Source organism: Streptomyces sp. CBMA156 (assembly GCF_014596515.1).
Lineage (GTDB): Bacteria > Actinomycetota > Actinomycetes > Streptomycetales > Streptomycetaceae > Kitasatospora.
Genome location: NZ_MSJQ01000283.1, coordinates 26484 through 39750, shown reverse-complemented (window position 1 = coordinate 39750; position 13267 = coordinate 26484). Strand labels below are relative to the sequence as shown.

General features: G+C 70.7%; 12 protein-coding genes and 1 pseudogene. 4 read left to right on the top strand and 9 right to left on the bottom strand.

Features of this window, described 5'->3' with window-relative positions; genetic code table 11:
- Window positions 1–595 precede the first annotated feature (595 nt).
- The 3 genes and pseudogenes from BU198_RS24165 to BU198_RS24160 all read left to right on the top strand — a co-directional run bounded on the left by BU198_RS24165 (window position 596) and on the right by BU198_RS24160 (window position 3781).
- Window positions 596–2074 carry an FAD-binding protein gene (locus tag BU198_RS24165; protein WP_188298074.1) on the top strand — a complete coding sequence of 493 codons (1479 nt, stop codon included), beginning with the start codon at window positions 596–598 and terminating at the stop codon, window positions 2072–2074.
- A gap of 61 nt (window positions 2075–2135) precedes the next feature.
- A pseudogene (locus tag BU198_RS44295) lies at window positions 2136–2437 on the top strand (IS5/IS1182 family transposase); the annotation flags it as partial.
- A 315-nt stretch (window positions 2438–2752) separates the two neighbouring features.
- Window positions 2753–3781, top strand: a complete 1029-nt coding sequence (locus tag BU198_RS24160; RefSeq protein WP_188298970.1) for a hypothetical protein — start codon at window positions 2753–2755, stop codon at window positions 3779–3781.
- Between the two features lie 197 nt (window positions 3782–3978).
- On the opposite strand, the gene BU198_RS24155 is transcribed toward BU198_RS24160, so the two are convergent.
- Together BU198_RS24155 and BU198_RS24150 are read right to left on the bottom strand one after the other, a co-directional pair.
- Window positions 3979–4338, bottom strand: coding sequence for a hypothetical protein (locus tag BU198_RS24155; protein ID WP_188298969.1), 360 nt, complete (start codon window positions 4336–4338; stop codon window positions 3979–3981).
- 183 nt (window positions 4339–4521) lie between these two features.
- Complete coding sequence (locus BU198_RS24150) at window positions 4522–4983, bottom strand: pyridoxamine 5'-phosphate oxidase family protein (protein WP_188298968.1); 462 nt, start codon at window positions 4981–4983, stop codon at window positions 4522–4524.
- 357 nt (window positions 4984–5340) lie between these two features.
- Here BU198_RS24150 and BU198_RS24145 point away from each other — a divergent pair, with 357 nt between their 5' ends.
- Window positions 5341–5520 (top strand): hypothetical protein, encoded by a 180-nt coding sequence (locus tag BU198_RS24145; RefSeq protein WP_188298967.1) that lies wholly within the window; start codon window positions 5341–5343, stop codon window positions 5518–5520.
- 86 nt (window positions 5521–5606) lie between these two features.
- Here BU198_RS24145 and BU198_RS24140 read toward each other — a convergent pair whose 3' ends face one another.
- The 7 genes from BU198_RS24140 to BU198_RS24110 all read right to left on the bottom strand — a co-directional run bounded on the left by BU198_RS24140 (window position 5607) and on the right by BU198_RS24110 (window position 13234).
- Complete coding sequence (locus BU198_RS24140) at window positions 5607–6164, bottom strand: hypothetical protein (RefSeq protein WP_188298966.1); 558 nt, start codon at window positions 6162–6164, stop codon at window positions 5607–5609.
- A 169-nt stretch (window positions 6165–6333) separates the two neighbouring features.
- Window positions 6334–8073 (bottom strand): dihydroxy-acid dehydratase, encoded by a 1740-nt coding sequence (ilvD, locus tag BU198_RS24135; RefSeq protein ID WP_317620297.1) that lies wholly within the window; start codon window positions 8071–8073, stop codon window positions 6334–6336.
- 104 nt (window positions 8074–8177) lie between these two features.
- Complete coding sequence (locus BU198_RS24130) at window positions 8178–9146, bottom strand: C-terminal binding protein (protein WP_188298965.1); 969 nt, start codon at window positions 9144–9146, stop codon at window positions 8178–8180.
- 126 nt (window positions 9147–9272) lie between these two features.
- Complete coding sequence (locus BU198_RS24125; RefSeq protein WP_188298964.1) at window positions 9273–9881, bottom strand: bifunctional 4-hydroxy-2-oxoglutarate aldolase/2-dehydro-3-deoxy-phosphogluconate aldolase; 609 nt, start codon at window positions 9879–9881, stop codon at window positions 9273–9275.
- 97 nt (window positions 9882–9978) lie between these two features.
- On the bottom strand, window positions 9979–10923 hold the full coding sequence (locus BU198_RS24120) for a sugar kinase (protein WP_188298963.1): 945 nt from the start codon (window positions 10921–10923) through the stop codon (window positions 9979–9981).
- A 219-nt stretch (window positions 10924–11142) separates the two neighbouring features.
- Window positions 11143–11652, bottom strand: a complete 510-nt coding sequence (locus tag BU198_RS24115) for a GNAT family N-acetyltransferase (protein WP_188298962.1) — start codon at window positions 11650–11652, stop codon at window positions 11143–11145.
- A gap of 238 nt (window positions 11653–11890) precedes the next feature.
- On the bottom strand, window positions 11891–13234 hold the full coding sequence (locus BU198_RS24110; RefSeq protein ID WP_188298961.1) for a PD40 domain-containing protein: 1344 nt from the start codon (window positions 13232–13234) through the stop codon (window positions 11891–11893).
- Window positions 13235–13267: the final 33 nt, after the last annotated feature.

The following is a 13267-nucleotide window of genomic DNA, read 5'->3' as shown; positions in this document are numbered from 1 at the left end:
CGGGCACCGCACACCGCAGGCACAACCCCGGGCACAGGACGAGCACCCCACAAGGCGGGCACGGCACACCACAGGCACAGCACCGGGCGGGCACCGCACAGCCCGGGAACCCCGGACACCGCGCCGGACACCACGCCGGCCCAGGACAACACAGACCAAGCCCACCACGGGAACCCCCGAGCCCGGCACAGAACCCAGCGAAACCCACAACGCCATACGCGGCCACGCCCAGCCCCACAACAGAACCCGGCCCACAACCACACGACACGACACGGGGCTCAGTACAGGACCGCACCAACACGGCACGAAAGCCCCGAACACAACGACGCCGGACACCAGACAGTCACACCACCGGCCAGAACGCACACGACACCACAACACAACAGACAAACCCGCACAACAACCAACAACACCAACACAGAACAGAAACCCCGGACACCACCCAACCCCCCCCCGGCCGGGGCCGCTTCACCCCCGCGACACCACAACCACCCCGAAACACACCGGACTTACAACACCACCCCACCCAGGACCACCGTCCCGCGCAGACCCGGCCACACCACCCCGCCCACGCCACCCACCAGGAGACCCCACCATGAACCACCGACCCACACCAACCAGGCGCACCATCCTCACCGGCGCCACCGCCACCGTCATCGGCTTCAACACCACCACCCGCACCTGGGCCACCACCACCGACACCCCCACCCCCGGACGCATCACCCCCCTGCCCCCCATCCAGGGCACCCTCACCACCGACACCACCACCCGCGACACCCACGCCCACGACTTCGGACGCCTCACCACCACCACCCCCTACGCCGTCCTCACCCCCACCGGCCCCGCCGACATCGCCACCATCATCAACTACGCCCGCCGCAACAACCTCAAAGTCGCCATGAACGGCCAAAGCGGCACCGGCACCGAACTCGAATCACACTCCAACTACGGCCAAGCCGGCGTCGCCGGCGGCATCAGCATCAACGCCCGCGCCCTCAACCGCATCCACGCCATCACCCCCACCAACGCCACCGTCGACGCCGGCGTCACCTGGGCCCAACTCACCGACGCCACCCTCACCCACAACCTCACACCCCCCTGCCTCACCGACTACCTCCACCTCTCCATCGGCGGCACCATCAGCGTCGGCGGCATCGGCTCCACCGTCCACAAACACGGCCTCCAAGCCGACACCGTCGAATCCATCGAAATCGTCACCGGCACCGGCCGCATCCTCACCGCCTCCCCCACCCACAACCCCACCCTCTTCCACACCGCCCTCGCCGGCGCCGGCCAAGTCGGCATCATCACCCGCGCCACCCTCAAACTCATCCCCGCCCCCAAAAACGCCCGCGTCTTCACCCTCACCTACAACGACCAACACACCTTCCTCACCGACCAACAAACCATCCTCAACGACGGCCGCTTCCCCTCCCAAATCGGCGAAATCCTCATCCAACCCAACGGACAACCCCCCCGCTACAAAATCGAAGCCGTCGCCCACTACAACACCACCACCCCCAACCCCACACCCCTCCTCACCAACCTCAACCCCACCACCACCGACATCACCGACCAGACCTACCACGACTACACCCACCGCGCCGACACCTTCGCCGACACCATCAAAAACCTCGGCTACTGGAACGCCCCCAAACCCTGGCTCTCCCTCTTCCTCCCCGCCACCACCACCCCCCAATTCCTCAACCACGCCCTCCCCCAAATCACCCCCCAAGACATCGGCGCCGGCCTCCTCCTCTGCTACCCCTTCCACACCAACAAACTCACCCACCCCCTCGCCATCACCCCCAACGAACCCACCACCTACCTCTTCGACCTCCTCACCTTCCCCCACCCCGACACCAACCCCCAACCCGCCCTCCAACGCAACCGCACCCTCTACAACACCGCCACCCAACTCGGCGCAAAACGCTACCTCGTCGGCGCCATCCCCCACATGACCCCCCACGACTGGCAAACCCACTACGGCCCCCACTGGACCACCCTCACCACCGCCAAAAACACCTACGACCCCACCCACACCCTCACCCCCGGCCAAAACATCTTCCCCTAACCAACCATTCTCTTTTCGTGAATGACGGGTGCTTTTCCTTAGTCGGAAATAGGAGTGGTGTTCTATCGTGCGCGCCCACCAGAACGCGGCCGGGGCCCGTCAAAAGGAGCCCCGGCCGACGAGCCCGGCCACCACGCCACCGGACGCTCCCGCGGCGGGCTGACCACCAGGATCCACCTGGCAGCGGACGGCCGGTGCCGGCCGCGCACCCGGCCCCTCGTGGCCCTGGCCGACCGGGCCTACTCGTCTCGGGCCATCCGCAAGCACCTGCGCAGAAGCGGAATCCAGGCGGTGATCCCACAGCCCGCCGACCAGATCGCCAACCGCAAGCGCTTTGCCGACGGCAAGCCGGGCAGTATGCCAAACCTCGGCCTGTCATGGCGCCAAACGTCCTGCCACAGCCACAAACGGGTCAAACCAGTGTCTTCGCGGCTGGATGTACGGCACCATCGAAGCCCACACGCAGGAGCAGTCTCCTGGGGGAAACGCATGACCACCACGCCGCCGAACGCGTCAGATGGATCCAGCCCCGGGGTGACGCCGGGGCAGCCCCCGGTTCCGCCGGTGCCCCCGGCATCGCCGTCATCCACGAACCTCCCCGATCCTGGTGCTGTCGCAGGGCCTGTCCTCCCGCCGACCGCCCAGCCGTTGTCGGCTCCCCCTGCCTTCCCGCCCCCCGTGCCGATCTCGGCCGCTTCCACGGCAGGGCGCCTTCTGGACGACGTGACCAGCGTGCTCGCCCCGGATGGGGCTGCACACCGTGGCGGCAGACGTGTCCGGTTCGTCGCCTTGACCGTGGCCGTCGCCCTGGTGAGCAGCACCGGAGGATGGTGGCTGGCCCACGAGCTCGACAACATGGGATCGGTAGACACCGCCCGTCATCAGGACGCGGCTCAGCAGGAAGTGGACGGCGCACGACCGCCGATCGACGTCACGGTGACCCAGGACACGTTCGAGGAGTACGACCCCGTCAGCTTCCCGAACACGTGGTACATCGTCCTCGACAAGCCGCTCTCCGCCCAGGCGCAGCAGGCACTGACCTCGATCCCGGTCAACCCGCGCGACTTCCGAGAACACGTCCGGAAGGTATGGGAGTTGTTGAGACCGATGGGCGGTCGGCTGCTGACCGACCAGCCAACGCTGGTCCGGGCGCCCGAGAACTTCACGTACAACGGCACTGCCACCTCCTTTCGACTGGGCTTGGAGAGCCGGAAGACGGCTCCCGTCAACATCGACAACATCACCGCCGACGACGTCAACTGCGTTCCCGCCGATGCCGCGGCGGTCGTGCGCTACCCCCCGGCGGGGGAATCCCCCATGAGGAATCTCGCGCTGGATCTCTCCGGACGCAGCAAGGTCCTGGTGGTCGAGGACGAGGGCGGCCAACAGGGCAAGCCGTACTTCCAGGGGGCGTCGATCGCCCTGGGCCAGAACCAGACCGGGACCAACCTCAAGATCGACGCGATCACCAAGAACGAGACCTGCACGTTCAAGCTCAAGGCCGCCTACCGCGTTGCCGGTGAGGCCGCGCCTGGCGCTCCACTGGAGATCCTTGCCCAGGGCAAGCCCTTCAAGGCCGAGGGTGTCCCGGCACGCGCCGTCCAGTACTTCGAACGCGGTTACGGGGATGTCCCCTGGTACTGCGCCGGTACGGTCGAACCGGGCATCTGCGACACCCCCGGATGGCTTCAGGCGCACGTCAAGTAGGGCTTGAGCACGCGGCTCGACCCGGACGTGGCACGTGTGGGGACGAAGGAGCCGCCCGGTACGCCGCCGTGAGGAGGCGGGCCCACCGGGTCAGGAGGCAGACGATGCGGGCGACTTGGTGGGGTCCGAGCCGCTGCGGGGCCCCGGCACCCCTGTCGAGCGGCGGTGCCGAGGCTCTGTCACGCGGTCACGCGACGTCAGCTGCCGATCGCGCCGCCGCGCACGGCGGTGGTGCGGGCCGGGCACTGCAGGGCGAAGTTGTGCTGGCCGCCGTAGTAGGTCTTGGAGATGTAGCGGTAGCCGTTCGAACAGTCGACGAACGGCTTGTACTTCTTGCCGTTACACGTCTCGTAGAACCAGCCGCCGTCGACGCGGGCGTTCCAGCAGCTGAGGGCCAGCGTCTGGCTGGGGCTCGCGCCGGCGACCGCTGCCGCGGACGAGTCGGCGTCCGCTGCGCCGGCCGACGTGCTCGAGAGGTCCTCGGCGGCGACGGTGACCACCGGCTCCGCCGCGTTCGCGACCGGGGCCATCCCGCCGACGGCCGCGAACCCGATCATCACCGTGGTGCCGAGCGCACCCACTGGCTTCGGGCCCGGTCCCGGGCGTCCCGTCCGAGGGCCTGGACGAACGGAGCGGGTGCCGGCGGGCGGCGATCGGATGCCGCCAGGGCAGGTGCGCGTCACAGGAGACGGCGGTGTTCCGGCCGACGACCGTATCGATGCGCAGTTCAGGAACGGCCGTTACTCCAGCCACGTCCCGTCGCGCATGATGACTCTGCCCCGCAGTTCCGGCTCGCCACGCCAGGCGCGCACATTCGTCGGCGCCACGCGCAGGTACAGGAAGGAACCCTCCTCCGTACGCGGGTCCCAGCCGAACTTGGCGGCGAACGCCTCCGCCGCGTCTCCGGGGACGTCCTGGTCCGGGAAGCACTCCGCCTCACCCTGGAGGAGCACCACGTCGAAGGTGTCGGGCAGCGCCAGGCGCACGCGCGGGTCCTCGCGGAGGTTCCGCGCAGTCACGGAAGTGGCACTGGTGCACAGCCACACGGCTCGCCCGTCCCACCGGAACCACAGCGGCACCTGGTGCGGCCCGCGCTCTGGATGCGCTGTCGATACCCACACGTCCCGCTCTGAGACGAGCCGTTCCAGAGTGTCGCGCCTACGCTCCGCCGTCTGGCGGCGAACAATCCCCGTGGTCTGCATGAGTGCCGACGTTAGCCAGCGGGTTCGAAGCGCGCATCAGGCGAGGGACCTACTCCCGGTGACCGATGAGCCCCTCGGCCTCCGCATCGGGAACGGCCGGTCGGGGCAGGTAGGCCCTGTGCGGCGAGGGCGAAGCCCGCACGCCGGCTGCGACACCGTCGCGAGAGACAGTCCGCGACCTGACGGCGTTTCAGTGTCAGTGCCTGCGAGCACAATGAAGTACCGCCGCCGGCTTGGGGGAAGAACTGGCGCGGCTGATCCCGTATCCCGCGAGCCCGTCGGTTCGGGTTCGCGGAGGCCGATCGGCCGCTGACCGTGGTGCACCTCGTGCGGCACATCATGGGGGGGAGCAGTCAGATGGGCTTCATCGTCATTCTTGTCATCGTCCTGATCGTCATCAAGGTCGTCAGCCTGATGCTGAGGAGCGACGACCCGAGCAGGAAATCCCGTCGCAAGCGTGGAGGTGGGGACAGCGGCGGCGGGGGCTGGGGCGACGGTGGGGGCGGGGGTTGCGGAAGTGGTTGTGGCGGAGACTGAGGCAGCCATCGCGGGGCGTCGCCGCATCCGAACCGGCTCGTGTGTGAGGGATGCGGCCACCGACGGACGTCAGTGTTGAGCCCGGATCACCACGGCGCCATCACCAGCTCGCCGATCACCTTCAGGCCGACCCGCGCCGCCAGCCATGGAGCACGTTCAGCCTCGGCCTGCTTGACGTGCACGAACACCGTGTGGTCGGCCGCCGGCTTCTCCAGGTCGACGTCCCGGGCATTCGCGCAGACGGTCACGTAGGCGCCCCTGGGACCCCCGGCGCCAAGGCCGATGTCAGGGGCCTCAGGCCAGCCGAGGAAGTCCCAGCGGACCGCCATCGGGCAGCTGCCCGCCGCCGCCAGGAGCGGTCTCACCATGTCCGCGTCCTTGCCCCAGCCTCTCAACCGGACCGGCAGGTGATCCACTGGAGAGTCCCCCTCGCACGAGGAGTCGTTCCCACCGCCGACGGCCCACCACTCCGCATCCGGCAGGAGACTCATGAGCGGCTCCAGAGCCTGTACGGAGTCGACGAGTGCCTCGACGTCGACTTCGAGCTGACGGGTGTCGGCGAGCTCCAGCAGCCGCGCGGCCACCTGCAGTGCCTCCTCGAGGTCCGCCGTACGCAGGATCGGTTGGGCATAGGAGTTGGACATGACGGGCAGTCTGCCAGGGCTTCACGCCCGGCCGTACCGATTAAACGCACGCCCTCGGTGCGGTCCCAGGCCCCAGCGAGGGCGTGTCGGCAGGGGGGTCTGAGTCTGAACGGCAACCCCGGCCGCCAGCGGCGGCGGCGGTGGCGGTGGCGGGCCCTGGAGAGGGCCGTCAGGTGATGGAGGCTCCCTCCGAGGCGCTCCGGGCGACGCGCGAGTACAGCGAGAGGATCCCGGTGGCGTGCCGCGGCCGCAGGGGCTTCCAGACGCTCCGGCGGTCCGCCAGGATCTCCTCGACCGCCTCCGGCGACCGGTGCTCGCCGTCCACGCCCACGACCGCCAACCGCCTCTCCGGCACGTTGATCTCGATGAGGTCGCCGTCCTCGACCAGGGCGATGGGGCCGCCGTCGATGGCCTCCGGTGCCACGTGGCCGATGCACGGGCCCCGCATGGCGCCGGAGTAGCGGCCGTCGGTGACGATCGCCGTGGTGGTGTTCAGGACGGGGTCCGCGGAGAGGATGGCGGCGGCGTAGTACATCTCGGGCATGCCGTTGGCGCGCGGTCCCTCGTACCGGATGACGAGGACGTCGCCGGGTTCGATCCGGCGGGAGACGAGCGCGTGGACCGCCTCGTCCTCGAACTCGAACACCCGCGCCGGGCCGGTGTGCACGTGCATCTCCCTGGGCACGGAGAACGTCTTGATCATGGCACCGTCGGGAGCCAGGTTTCCGTACAGCACCGCGACGCCGCCGTCGCTGCCGAACGGATCGTGACGCGGCCGGATGACGTCGTCCGCGGCCACCTTCACGTTGTTGAGGTAGCCGCGCCGTTCGGCGAAGTAGGACGGGCTGGCGGCGATGTCGTCGAGGTTCTCGCCCAGCGTCCTGCCGGTGACCGTGAGGCAGTCCTGGTGCAGCAGGTCCCGCAGTTCCAGCATGATCGCGGGGACACCTCCGGCGTACCAGAGGTACTCGACGGGGTACTTCCCGGTCGTCTTGACGTTCGCCAGCACGGGCACTCGCCGGTGGATGCGGTCGAAGTCGTCGATGGTGATGTCGACACCCGCTTCGCGTGCCACCACCGGCAGGTGCAGCAGGGCGTTCGTCGACCCTCCGACGGCGGCGTGGATGATGATCGCGTTCTCGAAGGCGTTGCGGGTCAGGATGCGCCGGGCCGTGAGGTTCTCCTGGATGAGGCGGACCGCCTGCTTGCCGGTCGCCCGGGCGTAGCGCAGCAGTTTGGTCAGGGGTACCGGAGTCAGCGCCGATCCGGGCAGCGCCAGGCCGAGCGCCTCGGCCAGGACCTGGCCGGTGCTCGCGCTGCCCATGAACTGGCACGCGCCGCAGGTGGGACAGGCCCCGCGCTGGGCGGATTCCAGGTCCTCGCGGGGGATCTCGCCGCGTTCGACCTCGGCGCCGATCGGCCACATCTCGTCCGAGGTCAGGTAGTCGGGGGCGTTCAGCTGCGTCCCGCCGGGCAGGTGGATCGCGGGCAGGTCGCAGCGGGCCATCGCGACCAGGTGGGCGGGGACGGACTTGTCGTTGCCGGAGATCAGCACCATGCCGTCGTGGGGATGGCCCAGCGCGTGGATCTCCACCATCGCGGCCATGACGTCCCGGGAGACGAGCGAGTAGCTCATGCCGTCGGTGGCCTGCACGACGCCGTCGCAGATGTCGCTGACCGTGAAGACGCCCGGCTTGCCGCCGGCCTCGTAGACGCCGTTGCTGACCTCCTCGACGAGGCCGCGGAAGTGGAACGTGCCCGGATGGCCCATGCCGTCGGCGCTGTCCACCAGGACCTGCGCCTTGGCCAGGTCCTCCTCGGTCCAGTTCATCCCCAGGCGCAGGGCGTCTCCCTGGTGGTTCACCAGGCGCAGCCGCTGGCTCCGCAACGACGGTCGGACTTCGGTCACGTCTGGCAGCCTTCCCTCGACCCTCTCGTCCCCCTCGATCACCTCGACACCATACGAGTCCGGACGGATACGGAGAGTGAGACGCTCCGGGCCGTCGGCCCCGTTCAGGTGCGCGGCGCGGCGGCCGGGACGACGTCGCGCGGCGTCCTGCCGAGGGAGCCCGCGATGGCGTTCTCGGCGGCTCGCCGTTTCAGTTCGGTGAACGATTCCTCGGAGTACCAGCCGGTGTGCGGGGTGAGCACGACGTTCGACAGCCCGAACAGGCGGTGCGACGGCGGGAGCGGCTCGTTCTCCACGACGTCCAGTGCGGCGCCGAGGATCCCTCCGCGCTCGATGGCGTCCGCCAGCGCCTCGGTGTCGACGACGCCGCCCCGGCCGGTGTTGACCACGACCGAGTCGGGCCGCATCCGGGACAGCGTCCCGGAATTGAGAAGGTGCCGGGTCGCGGGCGTCAGGGGGACGTGCAGGGACAGCACGTCGGCCCGGCCGAGGATGTCCTCGAAGCTCAGCAGCTCGGTTCCCCGCAGTGACGCGGGGACCTCCTCAACGACGGGGTCGTGCGCGACCACCTCGAAGCCGAGGGCCCGCGCCTTGCGAGCGGTGGCCCGGCCGATCCGGCCGAGGCCGACGACGCCGAACGTCCGGCCGCGGAACCGGTGGAGCGGCTTGACGGCGGCGACGTCGTACGAGCCCTGACGCATGCGGCGGTCGAGCCGCGGAATCCCGCGCAGCAGCGAGAGGGCCAGGGCGATGGCATGGTCGCTGACGTCCTCGCTCCCGTAGTCCGGCACGTTGCAGACCAGCACACCGCGGGCGTGTGCCGCATCGACGTCGATCGTGTCGACGCCGACCCCGTACCGGCTGACCACCTTCAGGCCAGGCAGGGCGTCGAGCACCGCGGCGGTGATCGGGGCGTACTGGACGATCAGCCCGTCGGCCCCGGCCGCGGCCTCGATGACGGCGTCCTCGTCGGCGCTGTCCGCCCGGACGAGGTCGATCCCGGCCTCGGCGGCGGCCAGCTGCTCCGGCTCGATGGTGTCGTGATCACAATCGGTGATGACGATGCGGACCATGCTGGCTCCCTGCTCACGTGTCGTGGTTCGCGTGTCGCGTGGACGGTGGGGACGTCGGACGGTGAGGGCGTCGGACGGCGCGGGCGTCGGACGGCGCGGGCGTCGGACGGCGCGGGCGTCGGTGCTTCAGCGCTCCTGCCGCAGCGCGGCGAGCCTGTCGAGCTGGCTGGGGTCCTCAAGGGCGGACCCGACCCCGACGACGCGCGCGCCGGCGTCCAGGAACCGCCTGGCGTTGGCCGCGTCCACTCCGCCGGTGGCGACGAACCGCGCCTGCGGGAACGGCCCGTGCATCAGCTTGATCCATCCGGCGCCCAGGACGGCGGCCGGGAAGGCCTTGAGCCACCGCAGGCCGAGGCGGTCGGCGGCCTGGATGTCGGAGGCGGTGGCCACCCCGGGCAGGTAGGGCAGGCCGGCCTCCAGACTGGCCGTGGCCACGTCGGGGTCCAGCCCGGGGGCCACCGCGAAGGCGGCACCCGCGCCGGCCGCCTGCCGCACGCGTTCCCGCGTGGTCACGGTGCCTGCCGCGACGGCGAGACCCCGCCCGCGGCCGGCCTCCACCGTGGCGGCCAGTGCCTCCACTCCGCTCGCGGACTGGATCGGCACCTCGACCCAGTCCATGCCCACGTCCCAGGCGCGCTCGGCCAGCTCGACGGTCCGCCGCAGGTCGAACCCACGCAGGATCGCCATCAGCGGGCGTCCGTCGAACGCCGTGTCGAACCAGCTGTTGCTGTCCATGGTCTCCTCCGTTCCTGCCACGGTCTGCCTTCCGGGGTGTCCGGCTTCCCTCCGGGATGTCCGGGTCAGCGGTGGACGTTCTCAGCGGTGTCCGGCTTCAGCGGTGGACGTCCTCGGTGCCGGACAGGAGGTCCAGCTCGCCACGACGGGGCAGTCCCTCCCAGTCCCCCGGGACGGACACCGCGAAGGCCCCGCACAGCGCGCCCCGGCGCAGCCGACCGGCGAGATCGAGTCCCTCCAGCCTGGCGCTGAGGTATCCGGCGACGAAGGCGTCACCGGCTCCGACCGGGTCCACGCAGCTGACCAGGACCGCCGGCACCGTGACGGACTCGGAGCCGGCCAGCGCCAGGGCCCCCTGGTCACCGCGCTTGACCACCACCTCCGCCGGGCCCAGGTCCCGGACGGCCGCGGCGATGGCCTCCGGTGCCGTCTCGTCGGTGAGCAGCCTCAACTCCTCCTCGCCGCCGATCACCACGTCCACCCGGTCGATCAGGAGCCGGAGCGCGGCGGCCGCGTCCCGCCTGCTCCACAGCATGGAGCGGTGGTTGACGTCCAGGACCACTGTGACGCCGGCCGCGCGGGCCAGCCCGAAGGCGTGCTCGACGGCGTCCCGGGCGGACGGGCTGATCCCGAGGGTGATCCCGGTGGTGTGCAGGGCCTTGGCGGACCGGACGAGGGCCTCGTCCACGTCGGCGCGGCACAGTCCGGAGCCCGCCGAGGCGCGCCGGTAGTAGGCGGCGGTGATGTGGTCGGCGGTCCGGTTGTACCGCAGCATGAACGCCGTAGGAGCGTCCGGATCGACGACGAGGCGGGACGGGTCGACGCCCTCCGCGCGCAGCCGCTCGCTGATCACCCGGCCCATCGGATCGTCCCCGACCCTCCCCAGCATCGCGACCCGGTGGCCGAGCCTGGCAAGTCCGATGGAGACGTTGCCCTCCGCACCCGCGATGGAGAAGACACTGTGTGCCCCGGGGGCCAGGGGGCCGATCCCCTCCCCCCGGAACAGGCCGAGGCTCTCGCCGATGGTGACGACGTCTGTCATGGAACCGCTCCTGAACCGCGGGTCCGGGAGGCGCTGCGGGAGGCTCCGTGCGTGTCTCCCACGCCTCTCGTGCCGCACGCTGTGACCCCGCGTACGACTACAAGGCTCACCCGGAACCGGATGTCGTGCATCCCCGTGGCAGGTGCCCGCGGGCCCGGACCAGCTCCGTGGGGGTGCCGTGGCGGGTCACCGGGCGGTGCGGCCGGGCGTGCCGTGCCCCTACGCCAGGTCCTTTCCCATGATCGTGCACATGGTCTCGTACCTGCGGATCGAGCCGTCCGGCGCCTCCTCGTCCCAGGCGTCGGGCTTCCGGTCGAAGGCCGTGTATCCGAGCCGCTCGTACAGTGCCCGGGCCCGCGGGTTGTCGTCCTCCACGGCGAGTTCGGCCCGCCGGAGGCCTCGCGCCAGGATGCGGTCCTCGGCGGCCCGGACGAGCAGGGTGCCGAGTCCGCGGGACTGGAGGGCCGGGAGCACGGCGAGCTGCCACAGTGTGCCCGCGCCCGGGGCAGCCCGGTAGTCGACGCCGCCGATCGCCACGGGGAGGCCGGCGGCGGTGCACACGGCCAGGTAGTCCACCTCGCCGGTCTCCGCCCGCACCAACTCCCCTGCGACGTGGCGCAGATGGGTCGCGGATCCCGACCAGGTGCAGGACGGCAGGTCGGCGGGCGTCAGATCGCGGACGTGGACGGGTACGACGACCTCGGTCGGTTCGGCGGGAAGGGAAGTCATGCCTCCATCCCACCAACCCGAGGGCGTTCCCGCGACGGAATTCCACCGTGCGCCCGCGACGTGCGCCGGCAACTGCGTTTTCCGGCGACCGCGTGTTCTGCGCGGCCGACCGTCGGCTGTGCTGATCGCCGCCGGCACCGCGACGTCGGCCCTCACCGCCCGAACGGGGCCGCGAAGACCGACGTCACGGCCGGGGCTCAGCCGCCTGCCGGCAGTGTCCGGTCAGGTGGGCCGGCCGTCACCTCTTGGCCAGCGAGCGGACGTAGACGTGCCAGTCAAAGCCCTCGCCGCCCGGGAGCAGGTCGGAGCTGTTGTCGCCGAACAGCACTGTCCTGCCGTCGTCGGCCACGAACGGCTCCAGGGCGGCGCCGTCCTGCTCCCCGCCGTCGGGTGCCGTGCTGAGGAGTTCGGTGCGCCCGGTCCTGAGCTCCTGCCGGTACAGGTCGTGGCGCGCCTGGCCGGCCCTGATGATCGTGTCGGAGCAGCCGCCGGAGAAGTAGATCCACCGGTCGTCGGCGCTGATGGCCGCCGACGCGTCCCCCCAGCAGATCGCGTCCGGGTTGTCGGACGTCCTGATGCTCAGGACCCGGTCCGTCCGCAGGTCGTGGACGAAGAGCTCGGTGCGGGACTTGCCACCCGGCAGCGGGGTCGCGCTGAGGCCGTACGCGGCGTAGCGGCCGTCGGGGCTCAGGCGGAAGTGCGGGTCCGCCGAGCCGGGCGTCCCGTCGGCGGCGAGGCCCGCGACGACGGTGGTGCCATTGTTCAGGTTGGTGGCGTAGACGGTGGTGTAGCGCGGCCGGAGCAGGCCGGCGGTGCCGGCGTCCGTCGCCGGCAGGAGGTTCGTGGCGTGGGAGCTGAAGCCGACCGTCCTGCCGTCCCCGCTGATCGTCGGGTTCTCCGAGGCGCCGTCCGCGGCCTGTCCGTCGGCTCCGCGGCTGACCAGGCGGGTGGCGCCGGTGACGCGGTCGGTGACGTAGACGTTCCGGGTGTTCGGCGCGACGGGTGCCCCCGGCACGACATCGGGGCGGGCCGAGGTGAAGACGATGCGCCGGCCGTCGGCGCTGATGGCCGGATCGAAGGAGCCGTGTTCGCCCTCGCCCTCGCCGGACGCGGTTCCGTTGGTGACGGCGCGGGTGTGGCCCGTCACCCGGTCGCGGAGGTAGACGTTGAACACCCCGTTCGCCTCGGCGGAGAACACGATGTAGCGACCGTCGCCGCTGATCCCGGCCGTCTCGCCGGTCGAGGTCAGCGCGGTGCCGTCGTCGGCGCGGCTGACGAGTTCCGTCCGGCCGGTCCGCAGGTCGCGGACGTACAGGCCGAACAGGAGGCTCGCGCCGTCCGGCACCAGGTTCGTCGCGGACGAGCCGAACAGCGCGTACCGGCCGTTGCCGCTGATGCCGAGGCTCACGGAGCGGTTGTTCGCCCGGGTGCCGTCCACGCCGAGGTCCACCTGGGCGATGGGGCCCCACGCCGGAGCGGCCTGGGCAGGTGCGGCGGTGACGGCGACGGCCGCGGCCATGGCGAGCACGCCGACGGCGTGCGCCAGTCGACGGGTGCGGGTCGTTCTGTTCGTCGGTTGCATGGTGATGTGTCCTCCCCGGGTGGTTGGTCGGGC

Excerpts from the sequence above, each read along its gene's own strand:
- BU198_RS24165 (WP_188298074.1), top strand. The coding sequence starts at position 596 with ATGAACCACCGACCCACACCAACCAGGCGCACCATCCTCACCGGCGCC.
- BU198_RS24155 (WP_188298969.1), bottom strand. The coding sequence starts at position 4,338 with ATGATCGGGTTCGCGGCCGTCGGCGGGATGGCCCCGGTCGCGAACGCG.
- BU198_RS24150 (WP_188298968.1), bottom strand. The coding sequence starts at position 4,983 with ATGCAGACCACGGGGATTGTTCGCCGCCAGACGGCGGAGCGTAGGCGC.
- BU198_RS24145 (WP_188298967.1), top strand. The coding sequence starts at position 5,341 with ATGGGCTTCATCGTCATTCTTGTCATCGTCCTGATCGTCATCAAGGTC.
- BU198_RS24140 (WP_188298966.1), bottom strand. The coding sequence starts at position 6,164 with ATGTCCAACTCCTATGCCCAACCGATCCTGCGTACGGCGGACCTCGAG.
- BU198_RS24130 (WP_188298965.1), bottom strand. The coding sequence starts at position 9,146 with ATGGTCCGCATCGTCATCACCGATTGTGATCACGACACCATCGAGCCG.
- BU198_RS24125 (WP_188298964.1), bottom strand. The coding sequence starts at position 9,881 with ATGGACAGCAACAGCTGGTTCGACACGGCGTTCGACGGACGCCCGCTG.
- BU198_RS24120 (WP_188298963.1), bottom strand. The coding sequence starts at position 10,923 with ATGACAGACGTCGTCACCATCGGCGAGAGCCTCGGCCTGTTCCGGGGG.
- BU198_RS24115 (WP_188298962.1), bottom strand. The coding sequence starts at position 11,652 with ATGACTTCCCTTCCCGCCGAACCGACCGAGGTCGTCGTACCCGTCCAC.
- BU198_RS24110 (WP_188298961.1), bottom strand. The coding sequence starts at position 13,234 with ATGCAACCGACGAACAGAACGACCCGCACCCGTCGACTGGCGCACGCC.